Origin of the sequence: Oceanobacillus sp. FSL W7-1309 (assembly GCF_038002145.1) — a bacterium.
Classification (GTDB): Bacteria; Bacillota; Bacilli; order Bacillales; family Amphibacillaceae; genus Oceanobacillus; species Oceanobacillus profundus.
The window spans coordinates 1,790,625-1,809,369 of the sequence record NZ_JBBOBX010000002.1 but is presented as its reverse complement, the minus strand read 5'-3'; the positions used below and the strand labels follow the sequence as shown (position 1 = coordinate 1,809,369).

Genomic DNA, 18,745 nt, shown 5'->3' with positions numbered 1-18,745 from the left:
TAGTCATCATTATCTAACTATACTGCCCACTCAGCCAAACTTTTTATTTCAGGCATACCAATTTTACTTTTAATACTTTTCAACTTCTTCAGTACACATTTTATAACAAATTCTTTAATAGAAGCTCTAGAGCTTTTCTGTGCCCCCACTACATAAAGCATGTCTATCTGTTCTTGTTCAGCGTGATAAGCCTGATTATACATTGTTACAAAATCAGGACATAGTTTTGCTATTTCTTAGTGAACTTTTTATATTGTCTTGGGCATGCAGAAGTAGTATATAAAAATATGTAGATGGTATATAATTAAATTTACTGTATTATGTGTTTACTTAAAGGTGAATAAGTTCTTGCTAGGAGATAGTGTGATGTTTGTATTAAACCCATCTTGTCATATATCAATATCCATAAAAAAGCTCTTCTTGGAGAAAGGAATTTCTCTGAGAAGGGCTTTTTTACATTTGTATAACGGTATACCGTTATACCTGAATTCTGTATTAGGTGAAGGAGGTGATTTTCATGATGTGGTAAGCTTTAACAATTTCAGTAATAGCTTTAAATATTTCTTTATATAATTTAAATTAATGAAAAATGAATAATTAAAAATGGGGATTAAAATGAATAATAAAGATAAAATAAATAGACTAATAAACTATTCTAATAGACCGATGAAAGATACGCACACTAGGAGCACTTTTTTAGTAAAAAAAGAACTTTTGAAGAGATTAAATAAGCTTGCCAAAAACAAACATGGATTTAAAACGGATTTTATTAATTTTGCAATTGAACAAGCATTATTTGATTTAGAAGAGGGTCGTCAAGATGATAAAGAAGAAATACATTTAGAACAAGGATATTCAGAGGACAGAGTAAGAAATGAAATTTATTCTGAAGTTGAAACGTCAGAAGAAGATATTCCTTTGCAAGATAACATGAAAAAAAAAGCCTTACGAGAAAACAGGGAAGTAGTAGTATGCTTTATCGATGCTGATATTGCAGATGTTCTAGATATGCTTTCCAAGGAAGGTGGAAGAGGTGCTAAATCTGATACAGTTAATCAAATACTAAGAAGTTATTTTGAAGAAGTAGGATTAATAAAGTAAATATAAAAGTTTAATTGATAGACTTATAATATAAGCATATCTATTGAAATAAATTCTTAAACCCATTTTTATATCTTGTTTCGAATATAATTATGAGGTTAAGATTTTATGAAAAAAACTAAAGAACATTTAGTTTGGTATCCTTAACGATATATGGTGAAGGGATGATTACGATTTACAGATACAGGAAATGACTACAATAAGGTAAAATGGTTATGATAATACACTTAATATAGATGAGTGTGAATGTATTTGTGCAAAAATGTATGGTGTGATGATAAATCATAATAAAATATAACTCACCCAACATTTCCAGTTCACATATAAACGAACATAAAAATTTGTAGATTAGATCAGTCCTTTAAGTCAATCTAAGAAACTATATGGCATATAAAGATTGCTTGATATCACAACACTTAACCCTAATTAAGTCAATTAAGGCATAAATGTAAAGTAGGGGCTGATATATGTTTCTCCTGTAGAAATGAATAGTAATAAAATATCTATTCACAATGCAGGCTAAACCTTAATGAATCTTTTGGAATGATTATTGCATTTGATTTGTTCCACCTTTGCGGAACAGTTTATTATTAATCATAAAACCTATTATATACTTAGGAAACAGGCCCGTTGGCGAATGCCAATGACCTAAGGTGACCAAGTACCAAGCGGATGGAAGTTATTTAAAAGTAATCAAGACACTCACCAAGATAGATCTTCTGATTCTTGATGAATGGCTTTTGTTTAAGCTTTTAGAAGAGGAAGCTGTGGTATTTTAGGAATTATCAATTGGCGGTATATCGCAAAAAAATCAAACATCTTCTGTTCTCAATTCGACATAAAAGACAGGTATGAGAAACTGGGAGACGGGCGTTTGCAGAAGCGATACTGAACAGGATCATCCATAATTCTTACGATATCTTTAATGACGGCACCGTTTCTATGCGGGAAAATTAGGCTTTAAAAAAGTAGGTTCACGTAACGAGGCTAACCAACAGGAGGTAAAATTCATGGTCATATTAACAAAAAAATTTATTAGAGATGGAAGAATACTATTATTTTGTTGATAATAAGCAGTATGTTCCTTTCCCTGAAGAATTGAAAGGAAAAATCAATAGATAAATAACGTTGCAGACAATCACAATCTACATCGACTAAATAAACCTATCTAGAAAAATTAGATAAAACACCGAGCGCTCCGTCAAAGGGAGCGCTTATAATGCATATTTAATCGTACCTTTGGTTTTTATCAGCTTTCTTAACATCGTTACTTATTATTATAGGCTTAATTCTTTCTCTTATTCTTTCATGAATAAATTCCTCTTCAAAACCGAATTCTTTGAGTAGATAAAACTCTAAAATATTTCGGAGGATATGGAAACCATTTATTAAATCTTCACCTTTTAGAGCTCTATCTTCAAGCTTTTTATCATAATGAGTATAATAATTTCTTGTGTCTGCAATTACCTTAGGAAAGTCGAGATGATGTATCTCTGCAGTATAAAAATAAAAAGTATAGTCTGCTAATAATAAATCAGCTAAACGACTTCTTAAAGTGACGTACTTATAACTACCATTTAGTAAAAAATTTCTATCTTCGTCCTTAAAGCCTTCAGGTCTAATAGAGATTAACTGTTCAACCCTTTTCTTAAAATCAGGTAAAGTATTGCAAATTCTACGAGAGTGGTATGTTTCTAGTGCTTGTACCATGTTTTGAAAATGACGACTAGTAGATAATTTCTCATTATATAAACTGTCAATATACAACTCTATGATTGGTTCCATAACTGGTGATATACTTTGCCATTTTGGAAAGTTGGCATTTCTAAGCTCGTTCAAACTAAAAAGGAAGTCATGACTAAGTCTGCGACGATTATTACTTTTTTGTCTGATATTTTCTCTATTAGCATGAATAACTTTTATTGCTCTATTAGGTTTTTTTTCATTATCATCAAATTCATAATAAATCTCAGGTGATTCTATAATCATTTTATCAAATCCAAAAGGTTCCGCCATTGCTATCTCAATAAGCCTTTTCATTTGTTTAGCCTTACTCATAAACCAATCCAATGGCTGAAGAGAATTAGATTCAATAATAAGATATGGTGTTTGCTTTAAGGTAATCTCTTCTTGAACTAGATTAAAACCTGGATAAGAAGAATCTAAAAAATAAGATAAGGAATACACTTCGTTGGAATAAATCTCAATCGGTTCAGTAATGTCTAATTCTATTAAGACGTCTCTTTTACCATCGTATTTTGGTCTTGAATAATTAGAGATGTTTCCCCATTCTATAATTCCAGGTATGCTTATTTTCATTTTGGAAAATCTAATATCATCTTTAGTTTCAAAGTCAACACCATCAAGCATATAATTTGCCTGATATCCAAACACTTCTTCCGAACCAATTCTACTTTCAGTTTTTATTCTTATACAGTCTAATAAAGTTATTTTTGCACCATTCATTGTAGAACCCTTAATAAAAGGTATATTAAGTGGAAGTTCTAAAAAGCTCATAATAGGTCCATTGTTAGGTATTCGAATATAGAGAGCTATTCCTCCTTCATCCTTATTTAAGTACAAGTCACCATAATACTCTTTATCAGAGTTATCTATTCTCCAAGATCCAGTTGCTGAAAGGCTGACTTCCATTTAGATCATCCTTTATTTATTTGTGTCTATATTAATAGTAACATTTTATCTAAGGTGTTTCTTTCTTAATAGCTCTATTTTCTCCATAACATTGTCAAGATCACTTCTGCCGTCTTCTCCAGGAGCTACAAGGATGTGTGCTGCATAATTCTGATACTGCATCTGTCCATATTTCAACAGAACAACACGTACATATACTGCATATTCTGTTTCACCATTTCTTCCCCAGTCCACTTCTCCAAAACAAACTTTGTAATATCTTGTTTTACTTTGGTTAGAAACTACTGTGTACTCTTCAATCGGCGTTTTATAAACCGGTATTGCTTTATCCATTCAGAGCCCTCCCCAATTGCTATAACTATATTTTACAACGTCAGTCTAAAAACCTCCTAATCTAATATTTAGCGATTTAACAGTTATTATCTCCCGTTTTCTCATGAAGTTCCCATAACGACTATAGAACAAGCTTAAAATATTAAAAAGTGGAAAAATGGAACAAAAATAATGGTATACTAAGTTGGAATTTCCTACACATTTTCTACACATTCATATTAATAAAACATTGTAATAACAAGGGTTTATGGTATATTTTATACCCCGACCACCGGTATCGATATTATGATTTAAGTAAATTACAAAAGGATTTTGGCTCCTAAACCTTTATATCTAAGGGTTTAGGAGTTTTTTTGTGGATTTTAGAATCTAATAGTAAAAAATCTTTGTTAGATTCAAGCAATAGAACGAGATAACTAGATGTTCTTGTATAATCTACCTGGTAAGCTACTATTAAGAAAAGCAACATTCGAATGATAGATAGGAGAGATAGCGGTTGGCAAATGTATGGCCATTTTGAGGTTTCATAGATAATATTATTGATAAAAATAAAAATAAGTACACAATAAAGTGTTTCACACATTTTTAATAGGGTATATGTAAAATATTCAATTAATTACCTCTTGGAATAAGAAGGCGAAGGAGGTGGTCGAGAGCGAAAGGAAAAAGGGAAATAGACCTATCGCTTGTGACCAAACTGGCCTCACCATGCACCATCTGTATGCAGACGTCGATACATCGGGATAATAGTGCGGGCTATCAGCTGAGGATAACAAAAGATATGACAAGGGATCGACTGTCGTATCTGCCTATGCGACTGCCGAAGTCTATATTATTTTAGGAGGAGATTATGTTGAAAAAGAAATGGTTAGCAGTAATACCTGCAGTTATGCTTGTAGCAGTGCAAGTTGTTCCCTTTCAAACTGTAGACGCAGCCTCGGAAAATGATTCGATTCAACTATCAGAATCAGAAATACCACCAGGATACGAAGCGATATTAAATTGGCCGCCTGAAGAACAGCCGATTGTCAAACAGGGTAGCCAAAGTTTTGAAGTTGAATTTATACAAGTGATGTTAAATCACTTTGGACATGAAACAGAAGTCGATGGAAATTTTGGCCCACATACAGACCAACAAGTCCGTGAATTACAAGCAGAGCATGGTTTAGTCCGGGACGGGATTGTCGGTGTTGATACATGGACACTACTACTTGACGAATATCAAGCAGAGTTGTTTACAGTAGAAACAGCGATTGCTTATGCAGAGGATGCCCTTGATAATGATGATTTAGTATTTAGTAGCGCTGGCGAGCTTCATGAGGACTCAGACGGCAACTTATTTTATTCTTTAAGAGCACAAAGTCAGGATTTTATTGATGACGGAGGTACTGGCACGGTTGGATTCTATGATGTTTTTCAAAATGGAGATGTTGTGGAATCGGAACCAAGATAGACATCGACTTAATAGATTGAATTTTTAATAGAAAGTCCCTGATTATATCTCTCGGGGCTTTGACAAAAGCTTTTTAAATCAGTGTTTTGATATAATCTACGACCCCGCACATTGGTATCTATCACTTAGGCTATCAAGGCTTTCAACGTTTATGTTGAGAGCCTTTTTTACGCAGTAATTATAAATAATGATCAGTTATTTGTAATGAACTTCAACAAGAGTTTAAGCTTGTCATCAATCATTTTCTCTTGATTCCTCGACCTGTAAAATGTCCCCATATTCCCTCGATAGGATTTAAAAAAGCAATAGGTATAAGCCTAGTCTCGTATTCTTTATCGTTAGCTGTGCAGAAGAGATGCATGTTCTTTTACATAATGCAGGTACGTGCTTTAATGCTTGGATTGCCTTATCGAAATCCCTATTAAAGGAGGGATTTACGCTAATATGTGAAGGAGGCATTCTTAGCCATTAATCTGTAACAGGTTAAGAGCCTTACTACTTAAACCGTCATTTTAACAAAATCCGGGGAGTGACAGCCACTTACAAAGGGAATTAGCTTATCAGGAGGGATTTATAATGACAGCAATTACACATATAGGTTTATCCGTTCCCGATATTGAGGCAGCTATCAAGTGGTATGGGGAGGTCTTGGGCTTTAAACTAATTGCTGGGCCATATACCTTTGTCTCAGAATTAGAAAAGGAACATAATATGACCAATGACTTATTGGGTAAAAACATCAAAAAAATGAGGAATGCGCATTTGGTTTCGCAGAATCAGGTTGGTCTCGAGCTTTTTGAATTTCAAGAACCAAAAATGGAAGAAAGAAGAAAGCAGGATTATCAAGGCTATTTTCATATTTGTTTAATAGCAGATGACTTGGAAAAACTTGCGGATAAAATTGCAAATTCAGGTGGGGAAAAGCGGAGTGAGATCTGGAATACATGGAAAGGGAAGCCTTATTATTTAGTTTATTGTGAAGATCCATTTGGAAATATTATTGAACTTTACAGTCATAGTACGGAGACTATGTATGCCAATAAGGAATAAACGTTACAGCAAATTTACTTGTATTTAGTAATTTTTAAGAATGAAAGATTATTAAGGGCGAGATTTGATTAGAACTCGCCTTTTTGTATGTAAAGGTTCTGATATTATGTCTAAGCTGTAATTTTTAAAAATATGACTTAAATGTAATGATAATATATGGTAAGATAACTTTGTGAAATGATGTACTTAATGCAACGGGCAGGTTAGTGTAAGGAGAATATTGGCTCTTTCTTATTGAAGTATAGGAGTAGGTTTGTTAAAGATTTATTTTGGATAAGAGGTTAAATTTTGGCTGTTTACGAATTTATCGCTTGTAATCAGAAACTAAAATCCTTTGAAGAAGCATTATCAGATGAAGAGATAAAGTCTTACAACGAACTACTTAAAATAGGATTTAAAGAGGAACAAATACAAATTCGTGTAATTGATCTAAGTAAAATAGATCGTAATAAGAAAGTATTTTTAATTAATCTCCCAGAGGAGCTTCAAAACAGTCCGTTGGTTATCGAGGAGGATTTCCATAATCCTTATGCTCGTTTTTTAACGGATAAGAAGTTTATTTATAAAGTAACAAATGCAGAAAAGGTAGTTTCCCATCTTGCAGCATATTTCGGGGATTTTCAGATACATGGAAGGAACTTGAGCTTTGGCGAGTATTACAAGATGACTATAGTGTAGATAGTTTTGAAGTTCCCAAAACAGTTATAAACTTGCATAACCTGAAATTGGAGAAATTAGAAGCATTTTATGAAAGAGCAGTACCTAATCAAATGGTACTTTTCAAAATTAAAATTGTGTTTAGTTAAGGGTATTAATGATATTGTTTAATCAACTAAATGGACTGTCCTAAAAGAAGGATATGCACTCTTTTTTTGTTGAATTTTTAGAGAGCAATAAGGGGATATAGATGACCTCTACTAAAATAATGTTACTGGGTATTGCACGGATGCTTGTTGCGTACTATGTACCACATAAAGCGGGTTTTAGAATAAGTGGCTATGAAATTTATCTATTGGTTTGGGATTTATTTTTGTAATAGTTGGTCTCATCAAAAAGGATAAGCAAGTAAATTCATAGATAAGTTACTAAAGTAGCTAATGCGATAGGTAATTCAATAAGAATGATAATATTGTATTAATGTTGGTTAAGAGGTGATTATATTAAATTTTTACGAATTATACTACCAGTACTTCCAATTCCATTCCTATTTCATTTTTATGAATATAATAGCCATTTGACGAGACAAGAGCCAGTTTTCCTATTCCCAGGATTCTTACTATTCATAATAATTGTTGGATTACAGCTAAGAAAGGTTAAACTACTTCGAATATTCCTATCAGTCATTTTTATGACCATCCTTTCATTGTTATTAAGTTATTTCTTTATATCTGATGACGGAGGCTGGTTTAAACCCTTTGGAAGAGATACTGTGGTTTTAGGTACTTCAGTAATTTATATTTTAGGGCAGGTTATAGTAATCTCGATCAGTAACTGGAAGACTACTGGAAAAAAGTAAAGTTATTCAACTAATAGGTAGCATAGTATGACTAAGAACTTGTAGAATTCACGTTAGAAATAGGAGGGAATATGAAATATAGAAAGATCGTTACCGTTTTAATAATTCTATTAATATTATGTTTTGGATTTTATCAATATATGGATAAACAACACTATGTAAGGTATATGTCTCATCAGTTATCAGGTGCTGTTTCGGGTATGTCTTCTGCTTTATATAATAACCAAATAATGTATGAAGAAATTCTTGATTCCAGAAGCATTACATTGGAGCAAATGGATATGATCTTGAGTTATAATGGTAGTTTCGGAGTAAAAGTTCGGGAATTAAAAATGATAGCGGTTAACTTTTTTGAACGTGCATCGGATGAGGAATTAAATTCCATAACTGCATTTACAGCGTCTGATATTAATTCATTTTTTTATGAAATACAGTGGGATATTGTCTATGAAGAAAAACTTGATAATTTATCAGATTTGACGACTATACTGAGTAAAAATGAAAGGATTAAATTGAATGAGGATGAACTAGAGCACATACATACTATCCAGGCATTAAATTCCTTATGGAGGGAGGCCCTGATTAATAATATAAATGGAATAAATCCAGATACAGGAACGGTAAATACTGATTTATTCTTCGACATATACCGTGAAAAAGGATTTATAAAGGATGATTGGATAAATCTACTAATAGATTTTGACTCAATTACAACGGAGTTTTTAGAAGAACACGAAAAATTTGAAGCAAAGATTACGAAGTAAAAAAATTATCAGGTTGCCTTAAATTATGTATTAAACGATCTGGTGCACGAGATAAATAAGGCAACCAGAATGTGAAATTCTTTTTTTAAATAAACGGATTTTAAGCTATCGAGGCAGGTTTATTGTGTAGAACTATTTTTTATATAGGGTGTTATATTTTTCACTTCAATTATGAGGGTCTTAAATTCTGTATCGATGGGAGAAAATATAAAATGTTTATTCGTGAATATAAAGATACTGATGAAATCAGTTGGGTTCGATGTAGAACCCTATCATTTTTAAATACAGCCTACTTTGATAATGTGTTAAATAAAAAAGAAAAATACGAAAATCCTGCAATTGAATTAGTAGCCGAATTAAACGGACAAATTATCGGGCTCATTGATGTAGAGTATGAAAAGAAAGAAAAGACTGTCTGTTCAAGAGGACAAGGCTTAGGGGGGATGATTTGGCATGTTGCAGTACATCCAGACTACTATCGCCAAGGAATTGGAAAGCAACTTCTTCAAGAAGCAGAAAAGCGAGCTACTAATTTAGGATTAAATCGATTTGAAGCATGGACTCGAGATGATTGCTGGGTACGGAATTGGTATGAAAAAGTGCAGTTTAAAAAAGTCTATTCCTATTACCATATTTACTTCGAAGGATATGAAATGAAAAATCGAATTCAAAGTACCATACCTAATCTCCACCTAGTAAATACATTCGCTCACTATGTAGGAGAAGATATTGAGCAATTTGAATCAGACAACGAGCGAATTTATGAATGTGTTTGCTATGAAAAATATTTTAAGTGATTTTAAATAGCAAAGATAATTTTTCTATAGTTTATTTTAATTTATATAGTACTTTTTCAACTATAGCGTGCAAGAGTACAAAAACGATCCTAGAACAATCACCATGTTTAAAATCTTTATTTTGAATGTTGCGTTATTATTAAAGGTGGAGTTAATAAACGAAAGAGGTAGGACTATTGGAAATCAGGATTTGTTTTGAGAATGTCTAGTTGTCCCAATAATGGAGGGGGTTCTCAGGTGTCAAATTATGAAAACGAAGAAATGCTAACTGGAGGGAACGTCTCAAAAGTATATCGTTCAGGGGATACTGTTCGACGAGAATTAAAGCGAGAAAGCACTAAAACTCACAAGATATTAAAGCATTTGGAAAACAAAGGATTCAGCTATGCACCAACGTTTCTAGGTATTGATGAAAAAGGTAGAGAGATATTATCATTTATTGAAGGAGAAGCTGGCAACTATCCTTTAAAAAAATACATGTGGTCTAATGATGTTTTAAAGGAAATAGCGAAAATGCTTCGTCATTATCATGATGCCGTGAGTGATTTTTTAATTGAAGCGAGTTGGCAATCAATAGATAATACCCCCCAACCATTTGAGGTACTATGCCATAATGATTTTGCAATATACAACATTATTTTTAATCATAAAAGACCAGTAGGTATTATTGATTTTGACCTTGTTGGTCCTGGTCCAAAACTTTGGGACATAGCCTATACTCTTTACACGTGTATCCCATTAAGTAGATTTTACTATTCTGAAGCAGGTGAGGCAGTTCATTATAATTCCTCACTGCATGCCGATCGTATAAAACAAAGAATTACACTGTTTTTTGAATCCTATGGTGAAGGAATTGAGGAAGGTTATCTGGAAATGGTATTACTACGATTAGAGGGGTTATGTCAAACAATAAGAAGAAAAGCCAAAGAAGGCGATATTTCTTTTCAAAAAATGATAGAAGCAGGGCATCTTGAACATTATCATAATGATATTAAATTTATTCGTGAAAATGGAAAGGAGTGGATTTAAGAGGAATTTTTTTGAACTAACGAGGTTTCTTTAGCTTCATAAGAAATTGTTGTATGAATAAATAACGGTACTTCCTAAATGACAATGCAATTGACATCGATTTGTCTGTGCGTAATAGCTATATATTATCTGAAAAGAACTTTAATATTTTGATGGCAAAACAGCCTGAATTAGCTATTAAACATTGAGATAACAGCCCAAATGACGTAGCCAATTCATACGTCATTTGGGCAATTTCATTTTATATGATATGGCACCTCAAAATATATTCCTTTGAAACTCCTAACCCCCTGTTTACGTGAATTTAGCTTGCTGTTACCCTTCTTGCTCTCATCACATACACTTGATTTAGTGCCAGAGCTCCAATCAGCTGAATAACGGTTTTCGCAATTACCTGGCCTGTAATTGCTGCTGGAACGGCCCCCCAAGGGATAAAACCTGCACCTAGTGGACTTAATCCAACAATTACGAAAACAACGGAATCTAGTAATCCACCAACAATTCCGCTATAAAATACGCGCCATGCGATTGGCAGTTTTAACCTCGTATAAATCTCTGTATCTGCCGTTTCAGAAATAATAAAGGATAGGGCGGAAGCTGCAACAATCATTAATGTATCTCCCAGTAAAGAGGAGACCACACCGGATAATATCAATGCGGTAAGAATGAATAAATAGGTCTTTGCTCTTCCGTACTTGTTTTGCACCAAGTCACGAAAGATAAATGTCGCACCGATTAGAAATGTTCCCATAGGAATAATAAATATACCAATCTCTAAAGGCATCATTGCCGCAGTAATAACATTAGCCGTGACAATTGAAATTAAATAAAAGAATACACGTAACATATTTATTTCTCTCCCTTTTTCAGCAAGTATTGCTCTAACCCATTATTTCGAAGCTTGCAAGCTGGACATGCTCCACAGCCATCAGCCTTTACACCGTTATAGCAAGTCAGTGTCTTTTCCCGAATGACATTCAATACGCCTAACTCATCTGAAAGCCCCCAGACTTCCTCTTTATCCAACCACATTAGCGGTGTATGGATTACAAACGGTTCATCAATCGCCAGATTTAGCGTTACATTTAATGACTTGATAAAACTATCTCGACAATCTGGATAACCACTAAAATCCGTTTCACTAACCCCTGTCACTAAATGCTTAGCACCAACTTGTTTTGCCAACACACCAGCGAAGGATAGAAAAAGTAAATTTCTTCCTGGTACAAAAGTGTTTGGTAGCTCCGTTTCATCTCCATCAGCTACCTCAATATCGTTTCGCGTTAAGGCATTTGGTGCAAGTTGATGAAGCAGCGACATATCTAAAATATGATGTTTTACACCAACGTCTTCTGCAATCTCTTTCGCACATTCAATTTCTAATTTATGGCGTTGCCCATAATCAAACGTAACTGTTTCAACTTCTCTAAATTGTTCCATTGCCCAGAATAAACAGGTCGTGCTATCCTGTCCTCCGCTAAAGACAACAATGGCTTTATCTTTTTTCATGTAAAAACTCCTTTTAAAAAGAAAATACAGCACTAAGAAAGGCTGTTTTCTTAGTTTTTTTAAGAGGGTAGCTAAAAACCTCTTTTTATTCGTTTTAAAGATTATATTCTTCTCGGAATATGTATGACCATACCTTTGTATAACCTAGATTTTAAACAGGAAAGGACCAGTCGAAATACTTGTTTGTCTAATTCTTTTAACTCCTATATATGCCTATTTCCAGACATGAAAAAACCTCCCCGTATTTTTCAAAAACACTAAGAGAGGCTATAGCAAACTACGATTTTAACAAAAAAAGCCACATCCAATATGGACATGGCTAATCGTCAATGTATCCATAGTTTTTTATAGAGGGTATCAGCTATGAACCTCTTCCGATTCTGTGTTTCATTCCTAATTATCATAGCTGAGAAAGCGGAGGGTGTCAATATGGTTGGTTGAGGTGAGCACTATTAGTAGGGTGAAATTGCTAAAAAGCTGTCCCGTTGCTTACACCTTCCCAACAAACTTAACAGAAGCAATATGCGTTCGCGATAACTGAATAACTTCTTTAATAAATGCTTCCTGAGAAATCTTAAAACCTGTATTAATCCAATGGGCTACTGTAACGTTTGCTGAATGGAGAAAAACAGTAGCAGTTGACTTGAGTGGTGATCAGCATGAGTGAATATACATAGTGATGTTTAATAGTTCTTTAGGTTAAGATATAAGAATACATGCCGATTGATATAATCCAAAAAGCTGATGATACCTGGCGATAGCATTCGTTATCGTCGTAACAGTTCATCAGCTTTTTACGGTTTAGGCGGTATTGTAATAAATAAACTAACGCATTGAATAACTTATTTGCAAAGTGATTGAAGGTGATAGTTTAAAGTCTGGATCATTTTTTCTTGAGTAAGTTGCTTCGAATTCAATACGTGATGCATAGCCATACCGTCAACGATTGCATGAAGCCTGTTTACTTCCATATTGAGATCAAGTTCGTCCTTTGCAAATTGTAATAATTGCAAGGTCTCTATGACTTTCTTAAATCCTTGATGCATGTCGTTGTACATTTTATTGCTCAGTTCATGGAGGGTGTTATCGACAAGTACTTTTGCAGAAAAAGCCAGCCATACCTCCATTTCTATCTTTCGCTCATCATCGATGGGTAGAACTTCACACACACCATCTGCAATAAATTCCAACGATACCGGACCCTTTGGAAATTTTCTTGTTTTTACCCGTTGCTTGACACGATCTGAAACCAATTCCATGGAAAAGCGCAGCAATTCTGACTGTGATGCAAAATAGTGTCTTACTGCACCAACGGACAGTCCAGTAGTCTCGGCAATTTTCCTTACTGTTGCTTGTTCGATTCCCTCCTCTACAATGACTTTCCATGTAGCTTCTGCGATCTGAATTTTTCGTTTATAATGATCAACTATTTTTGGCATATTTTTATTTTAACACACTTGTATTAAATAAACCATTCTGTTATTATTTTAATGCAAACGTATTAAATAAAATGTAGAGGAAGTGTTCCTGTTGATTGGTTGGTTGATTATAGCCTGTGAGATTGGATTTTGGGTGTTTGTTTTAGCTGGATTGACATCTAGATATATTTTTAAGAAAAAGCGATTGGGAACATTTTTACTCATTTGTTCACCAATTGTCGACCTCATATTGCTTATTGTAACTGTATTTGATTTGAAAAATGGAGCAGTTGCGACTATCTTCCATGGAATTGCTGCGATTTATATTGGAGTAAGTGTAGCCTTTGGCCATCAAATGATTAAATGGGCGGATGCGCGTTTTAGTTATCGATTCGGAAATGGTAATGAACCGATGAAAATAAAATATGGAAAAGCACATGCCAGAAAAGAACGGGAGGGATGGTATCGTCATTTGTTGTCCTGGTTAATCGGTGGGGGAATATTAGTGGGTATTATTCTTTATATCAACGATCATTCACAGACTCAAGTATTGTTACGTACCATACAGTTCTGGACGCTGGTTTTGGTCATTGATTTTATAATAAGTATCAGCTATACGTTATTCCCGAAAAAGCAAAAAGGCACAATGTAAAAAATATTTCGACTGAATTGTAAGAAAGCAGTACTTGGCTATTTGTTTTTACAATTATGATTGCCGTTAATCCAATGAATAAAATTACTTTTAAAGGTGGATGTCTGTGGATATCAATCTATTAATTTGGTCCTTTTTAATCATCTTCATGCTTCATAATTTTGAAGAAATTATCCTGATTGAAAGATGGTAAAAAAACATACCCAGTTGTCCGTGAGCGAATAATTCCGTTCGTCAAAAGAGAGATCGATCAATTCGAAACAATGACTGCAGCTCGTTTTTCCTTGGTTGTGGGTATACTCTTTATTCTCGCATCTGCTTTAATAACAATAACAACCAATCAATATTACTTATTCCTAGGGTAGGGATCAACATTATTTTTGCTTTAAATATCTTTATCTATCCCCTTCAGGCATTTGTATTAAAATGTTATGTTCCAGAATTATGGACAACAATATTACTTATTATTCCATACAACATTATCTTTTTTCACGAACTGTATCATAAAGAAATCCATTTTAAATTTTATTGCTCTTTTTAAAATCCCTAAATACCATTCATGTTTCCTAAAATAAATATCCTAATAATTTGTAATAACTTGAAGAAAATAGTGTAAGGAAAGGAGGGATTATATGTCTATCAAAAAATCCTTAGCTGGATTACTTGCGTTAATGATGGTTATGTCTATTTCAGTGCCACTCCATGTGTTTGCAGCAAGCGGGGCTGGAACAGAGCCAATGGAGCCGGTAAATGAGATGATAGTCGAGTTGCACGATGATTTCTTTAATCCAGATGCGATTAAGATTGCTAGTGGGGAATCGACAGAACTATTATTGGAAAATGTAGGTCAGAAGCAACATACCTTCACCGTGGAAAAGCTTGGTATTGACGCCGAGCTTCAGCCGGGAGAACAGAAAACCATTACCATAGAACCGCAAGAAGCCGGTACATACGAACTTATTTGTCGGTTTCATGAAAATGAAGGAATGGTTGGAGAAGTAATCATCAAATAATAAGCAGGATTAAATGATCTTACTTTTTGTTAATACACATTAATAAGCGATAGTCTAGCTTGAGAGCTATTCTATCGCTTTATTTTTTATGTCTTCTTTACCATACGTTTTCGATGCAAATTTGGGTTTAATTTCTGTGATTTAATTAGCGGCTATAATAAGACTAGTACCAGTAATCTTATTCATGTAAGCATCACATGTAAAAATAGGAGGGACAATATCATGCCAAAAAATGATTCGCTAATCGCTTCTTTTGTTGTAGTTGTAGACTTGAAAGCAATATCCCTGACAAATTGAGCATACTGTTAAGTAGATGATGGAATATAGTGGTTTGGCCAGGGGCGAGTTATTGGTGGCTGATTGGAGCCTCGCTCATAATAGGTGTAGGAACTGGTATATTTAGTGTAGTTTTTAGTTATATATTACAAATGGAAAGTCCAGATGGAAAGGTAGGTCAGATGTCGGGAATGTACAATTCCCTGAATGGAATCCTTTTACTGGTTGCCCCCATTACTGGTGGATTCCTTGTACAATTATTTGGGGTGTTCACTATTTTCCAAGTGATAGGAATGATTACAGCACTGATTGGGCTTTTTGGTATTGTGATGCAGAATGTGTTATGGGGAAGACGGGACACTGAAAAATCAAGTAAGGAAGAACGAGACATTGTTTAATTTCATATTATCTATATAATCATCCAATTTAGTTTTACCATGTCATATTGTATTATACCCGTAGAGTAGGTGATTTAAGGCAAGTTCAATGAGCAACAAACAATCTCCTCAGCAAAGTTTTTTTAAAGCCTAAAATCGGGTATCAATATATATCTATAGTCATACAATATAAAAAAGGCTTGGTGCTGTAACACCAAGCGGGTTTGTGCAGTAGCTTTTTAAAGGGCAGCTCACAAATCAGCGAAAAATAACCACACAAATTGCTGGCTGGGCGATATGGGTGGTTATTTTTTTTGGTGAAAAGACAGTACGGATACGATCAAAGAAGCAAATGACATACAGATGACCAAGCTTTCAAATACCGTCATTATCTCAGCCCCTTTCTTCTTGAATCAGAGGGATGAGCCACCAGGTAAAGTCCTGCACACATTAAATTTATCTAGAATCTTCAAATTGCTGTTGCTGCAATACAACCACAGTGATTCAATTAGTTAATAAACCCCTGAAGTTTAATCATTAGAAACTTTTGCTTTGTTTTTATTTAGTTTAGTTAAACGTATGGTGAGGGTGACTTGTACTATTCCAAAAAAATAAAAAAAACGGGTTTTTTTACTCGTTCTATCTCCATCTCAGTCGGATTTTTTAATATATAAACACTCATGAATAGGTGGACAGCCTAATGCCAGCCAAATAGCAAAAAAAGTGTCCGCTCTTAACGTTTTTTCATTATTAAAGATCAAACTAAGGTTTGCCTTTTTAAGTCCAGTCCTTTTACAAATATCAACTTGTCTAATTTTCTTTTCTTTCGCAATGTCCTTAAATCGATTTTTAACTTCTAAACTATCCAAGCCCCCAGAATTTAGTACAGGGGACATTGCTTCAACATCCAATAATTTAGAAATGGCTGCTCCTTTTATAAAATCCTCAATTTTGGCTTCTGGAGTATCACTTCTCCCACGGAATGAATTATCTAAATTAATCCAGTCAATTACATTCTTTATCTTTTCATACGTTTCATCTTTCATTTCAATTTCTATTCTCATGTATAAAAACCTCTTTTCAAGTACATGATATTCAATAATTAAAGGCTTTAAAGGAGTTGTACCCTGTGTTTTGTAAAAATAATGATGATTTAAAGGAATATGTTGAAGACATATTAGATAAGGGAAGAAAAGGATGAATTCCATTTAACTATATGAGTGATTTTGTTTAACTATGCTAAACTTTTTTGATAAAAAATATAGCGAAATTGAAGATGATGACGTCTTTTATCATGAAATTTAAATTTTGTTTCCACTAGCCCCTGTCCTAAAAAAACAAAAACAGGGGCTAGTGAATTTTGCTTAGTTTATTTAATAACAGCAATTTTATACCGAATTACTTTTGAATAGTCTAATCAAAAATAAGAAGAATAATCCGATTGTGACGCCTGTAATATCAAAACCAGCAATTTTTCGAAGCATCGGCTCAATAAATGTATAAGCGGTAAAAATCCCCGAAAGACCAAACACAATAATCGCAATCACCATGATGACATTTCTATTTTTTAAGTTTCTAAGTTCCTTTTTCAAATTTGCTGTTATAAAATACAATAAATGCAACACGAAAAGCTGGATGACACCTGGCGATAGCGTTTGTTATTGCCATTAGATCCATCAGCTTCTTTTGGGATAATTCCGTTTTGAGGCGTACATAAAGAATCAAATTAAATGGAACGATCAAATGGCTAATAAAAGCTGCCTGAAATTAGACAGCTTTTATAATTATAATGACAGGAATGTTAAGTTTTTTTATAATTAAAGACATGGAATTGTATTTATCCTGACAACGAAGGTTATCTTAAGAGTGTTGTTTAACTTGTGTTCAACTATCGGCCACATTGAAAAAGAAAGGGCAGTTCCATTTCTGCTAAAATTTAAAATTATAAAATACTTAAAGAAGTGAGGATCCACGATGATTGCAAAGACGGAAGAGGATTTTAATGGACTAAAAGAAATTGGTAAAATTTGTGGAGCTATTCGAGATGAATTAGTTCAATGTACGAAACCTGGAATTACGACAAAAGAACTCGATGAAATTGCTGAGGAGATGTTTAAAAAGGCAGGAGCTCAATCTGCGCCAAAAGGAGAATACGATTTTCCAGGGATTACGTGCATTAGCATAAATGAAGAAGTAGCGCATGGGATTCCCAGTGAGCGGATCATACAAGAAGGGGATCTTGTAAATATTGATGTTTCAGGCTCTAAAAATGGATATTTCGCAGATACTGGTATTTCCTTTGTTGTTGGGAAGGGAGATAAAACTTTGCAGAAAATATGTGACGTTGCTAAAGAAGCATTCGACGCTGGACTTGAGAAGGCAAAACCGGGTTCGAAAAAAAGTGCTCTCGGAAAAGCTGTACATAATGTAGCGAAAAGGCATGGCTTAACTGTCATAAAAAATCTCACCGGGCATGGTGTTGGGCGCTCGATTCATGAAGCACCAGAACATATTTTCAATTACTTCTCTCGTTGGGATGACGAAATTTTACAAGATCGTATGGTAATTGCCTTTGAACCTTTTATCTCTACATTTGAAGAAGAAGTTTTTCAATCCGAAGATGGATGGACCTTCCTAACTGATGAAAGCTTTGTAGCTCAATACGAACATACGATTATTCTTACGAAGGAAGGACCGATTATTACTACATTGTAAGAACTTAATACAACACAATTGGCTCTCTGTTTCTTCTTTAGAAACTAATATGCCGATATAATTAGAAATATCCTGGATTAAGATAAAAGG

Annotated in this window: 19 protein-coding genes and 2 riboswitches; of the genes, 11 read left to right on the top strand and 8 right to left on the bottom strand. The window is 34.0% G+C overall.

Annotation, left to right across the window (positions count from 1 at the left end):
* Positions 1 to 17 precede the first annotated feature (17 nt).
* Positions 18 to 203: a hypothetical protein gene (locus tag NST46_RS21565; RefSeq protein WP_341137750.1), complete on the bottom strand. Its 186-nt coding sequence runs from the start codon at positions 201 to 203 to the stop codon at positions 18 to 20.
* Between the two features lie 412 nt (positions 204 to 615).
* On the opposite strand from NST46_RS21565, the gene NST46_RS21560 reads away from it, so the two are divergent.
* Entirely contained in the window at positions 616 to 1,101 is a 486-nt protein-coding gene (locus tag NST46_RS21560; protein ID WP_341137749.1) for a hypothetical protein, read from the top strand.
* 1,227 nt (positions 1,102 to 2,328) lie between these two features.
* Here NST46_RS21560 and NST46_RS21555 read toward each other — a convergent pair.
* Both NST46_RS21555 and NST46_RS21550 read right to left on the bottom strand, forming a co-directional pair.
* A complete protein-coding gene (locus NST46_RS21555; RefSeq protein ID WP_341137748.1) occupies positions 2,329 to 3,753 on the bottom strand; it encodes an ApeA N-terminal domain 1-containing protein in 1,425 nt (474 codons plus the stop codon).
* 45 nt (positions 3,754 to 3,798) lie between these two features.
* Positions 3,799 to 4,086 (bottom strand): hypothetical protein, encoded by a 288-nt coding sequence (locus NST46_RS21550; protein WP_341137747.1) that lies wholly within the window; start codon positions 4,084 to 4,086, stop codon positions 3,799 to 3,801.
* Between the two features lie 853 nt (positions 4,087 to 4,939).
* Between NST46_RS21550 and NST46_RS21545 the strand changes: the two genes are divergently transcribed.
* The 6 genes from NST46_RS21545 (at position 4,940) to NST46_RS21520 (ending at position 10,695) form a co-directional block, all read left to right on the top strand.
* The gene (locus NST46_RS21545; RefSeq protein ID WP_095310063.1) at positions 4,940 to 5,539 is read left to right on the top strand and encodes a peptidoglycan-binding domain-containing protein; all 600 of its coding nucleotides are present in this window, start codon (positions 4,940 to 4,942) and stop codon (positions 5,537 to 5,539) included.
* Positions 5,540 to 6,115: 576 nt separating this feature from the next.
* Positions 6,116 to 6,589, top strand: a complete 474-nt coding sequence (locus NST46_RS21540; protein ID WP_095310043.1) for a VOC family protein — start codon at positions 6,116 to 6,118, stop codon at positions 6,587 to 6,589.
* Positions 6,590 to 6,877: 288 nt separating this feature from the next.
* A complete protein-coding gene (locus tag NST46_RS21535; RefSeq protein ID WP_095310041.1) occupies positions 6,878 to 7,267 on the top strand; it encodes a hypothetical protein in 390 nt (129 codons plus the stop codon).
* A 909-nt stretch (positions 7,268 to 8,176) separates the two neighbouring features.
* Positions 8,177 to 8,869 (top strand): hypothetical protein, encoded by a 693-nt coding sequence (locus NST46_RS21530; protein ID WP_118888612.1) that lies wholly within the window; start codon positions 8,177 to 8,179, stop codon positions 8,867 to 8,869.
* Between the two features lie 212 nt (positions 8,870 to 9,081).
* The gene (locus NST46_RS21525) at positions 9,082 to 9,666 is read left to right on the top strand and encodes a GNAT family N-acetyltransferase (RefSeq protein ID WP_095310036.1); all 585 of its coding nucleotides are present in this window, start codon (positions 9,082 to 9,084) and stop codon (positions 9,664 to 9,666) included.
* A gap of 237 nt (positions 9,667 to 9,903) precedes the next feature.
* Entirely contained in the window at positions 9,904 to 10,695 is a 792-nt protein-coding gene (locus NST46_RS21520; RefSeq protein WP_095310034.1) for a phosphotransferase, read from the top strand.
* Between the two features lie 304 nt (positions 10,696 to 10,999).
* Here the strand turns inward: NST46_RS21520 and NST46_RS21515 are convergent, their stop codons facing one another.
* The 3 genes from NST46_RS21515 to NST46_RS21505 form a co-directional block, all read right to left on the bottom strand.
* The gene (locus NST46_RS21515; protein WP_118888613.1) at positions 11,000 to 11,542 is read right to left on the bottom strand and encodes a VUT family protein; all 543 of its coding nucleotides are present in this window, start codon (positions 11,540 to 11,542) and stop codon (positions 11,000 to 11,002) included.
* A gap of 2 nt (positions 11,543 to 11,544) precedes the next feature.
* Positions 11,545 to 12,204: a 7-cyano-7-deazaguanine synthase QueC gene (queC, locus tag NST46_RS21510; protein ID WP_095310030.1), complete on the bottom strand. Its 660-nt coding sequence runs from the start codon at positions 12,202 to 12,204 to the stop codon at positions 11,545 to 11,547.
* A gap of 44 nt (positions 12,205 to 12,248) precedes the next feature.
* A riboswitch (PreQ1 riboswitch) is annotated at positions 12,249 to 12,292 on the bottom strand.
* A 243-nt stretch (positions 12,293 to 12,535) separates the two neighbouring features.
* A riboswitch (PreQ1 riboswitch) is annotated at positions 12,536 to 12,582 on the bottom strand.
* 464 nt (positions 12,583 to 13,046) lie between these two features.
* Positions 13,047 to 13,643 carry a TetR/AcrR family transcriptional regulator gene (locus tag NST46_RS21505; protein WP_095310028.1) on the bottom strand — a complete coding sequence of 199 codons (597 nt, stop codon included), beginning with the start codon at positions 13,641 to 13,643 and terminating at the stop codon, positions 13,047 to 13,049.
* 91 nt (positions 13,644 to 13,734) lie between these two features.
* Between NST46_RS21505 and NST46_RS21500 the strand changes: the two genes are divergently transcribed.
* The 3 genes from NST46_RS21500 (at position 13,735) to NST46_RS21490 (ending at position 15,961) form a co-directional block, all read left to right on the top strand.
* A complete protein-coding gene (locus NST46_RS21500; protein WP_095310026.1) occupies positions 13,735 to 14,274 on the top strand; it encodes a hypothetical protein in 540 nt (179 codons plus the stop codon).
* A 632-nt stretch (positions 14,275 to 14,906) separates the two neighbouring features.
* Positions 14,907 to 15,287 carry a cupredoxin domain-containing protein gene (locus tag NST46_RS21495; RefSeq protein WP_341137746.1) on the top strand — a complete coding sequence of 127 codons (381 nt, stop codon included), beginning with the start codon at positions 14,907 to 14,909 and terminating at the stop codon, positions 15,285 to 15,287.
* A gap of 326 nt (positions 15,288 to 15,613) precedes the next feature.
* Positions 15,614 to 15,961, top strand: a complete 348-nt coding sequence (locus NST46_RS21490) for an MFS transporter (RefSeq protein ID WP_341137745.1) — start codon at positions 15,614 to 15,616, stop codon at positions 15,959 to 15,961.
* 629 nt (positions 15,962 to 16,590) lie between these two features.
* Here NST46_RS21490 and NST46_RS21485 read toward each other — a convergent pair.
* Together NST46_RS21485 and NST46_RS21480 are read right to left on the bottom strand one after the other, a co-directional pair.
* Entirely contained in the window at positions 16,591 to 17,004 is a 414-nt protein-coding gene (locus NST46_RS21485; RefSeq protein WP_303451161.1) for a helix-turn-helix domain-containing protein, read from the bottom strand.
* 324 nt (positions 17,005 to 17,328) lie between these two features.
* On the bottom strand, positions 17,329 to 17,532 hold the full coding sequence (locus NST46_RS21480) for a hypothetical protein (protein ID WP_341137744.1): 204 nt from the start codon (positions 17,530 to 17,532) through the stop codon (positions 17,329 to 17,331).
* Positions 17,533 to 17,914: 382 nt separating this feature from the next.
* Between NST46_RS21480 and map the strand changes: the two genes are divergently transcribed.
* Positions 17,915 to 18,655: a type I methionyl aminopeptidase gene (gene map / locus NST46_RS21475; protein WP_095310018.1), complete on the top strand. Its 741-nt coding sequence runs from the start codon at positions 17,915 to 17,917 to the stop codon at positions 18,653 to 18,655.
* Positions 18,656 to 18,745: the final 90 nt, after the last annotated feature.

Coding starts and splice junctions, on each gene's coding strand:
- NST46_RS21565 (WP_341137750.1), bottom strand. CDS start 203: ATGTATAATCAGGCTTATCACGCTGAACAAGAACAGATAGACATGCTT.
- NST46_RS21560 (WP_341137749.1), top strand. CDS start 616: ATGAATAATAAAGATAAAATAAATAGACTAATAAACTATTCTAATAGA.
- NST46_RS21555 (WP_341137748.1), bottom strand. CDS start 3,753: ATGGAAGTCAGCCTTTCAGCAACTGGATCTTGGAGAATAGATAACTCT.
- NST46_RS21550 (WP_341137747.1), bottom strand. CDS start 4,086: ATGGATAAAGCAATACCGGTTTATAAAACGCCGATTGAAGAGTACACA.
- NST46_RS21540 (WP_095310043.1), top strand. CDS start 6,116: ATGACAGCAATTACACATATAGGTTTATCCGTTCCCGATATTGAGGCA.
- NST46_RS21530 (WP_118888612.1), top strand. CDS start 8,177: ATGAAATATAGAAAGATCGTTACCGTTTTAATAATTCTATTAATATTA.
- NST46_RS21525 (WP_095310036.1), top strand. CDS start 9,082: ATGTTTATTCGTGAATATAAAGATACTGATGAAATCAGTTGGGTTCGA.
- NST46_RS21515 (WP_118888613.1), bottom strand. CDS start 11,542: ATGTTACGTGTATTCTTTTATTTAATTTCAATTGTCACGGCTAATGTT.
- queC (WP_095310030.1), bottom strand. CDS start 12,204: ATGAAAAAAGATAAAGCCATTGTTGTCTTTAGCGGAGGACAGGATAGC.
- NST46_RS21505 (WP_095310028.1), bottom strand. CDS start 13,643: ATGCCAAAAATAGTTGATCATTATAAACGAAAAATTCAGATCGCAGAA.
- NST46_RS21495 (WP_341137746.1), top strand. CDS start 14,907: ATGTCTATCAAAAAATCCTTAGCTGGATTACTTGCGTTAATGATGGTT.
- NST46_RS21485 (WP_303451161.1), bottom strand. CDS start 17,004: ATGAGAATAGAAATTGAAATGAAAGATGAAACGTATGAAAAGATAAAG.
- map (WP_095310018.1), top strand. CDS start 17,915: ATGATTGCAAAGACGGAAGAGGATTTTAATGGACTAAAAGAAATTGGT.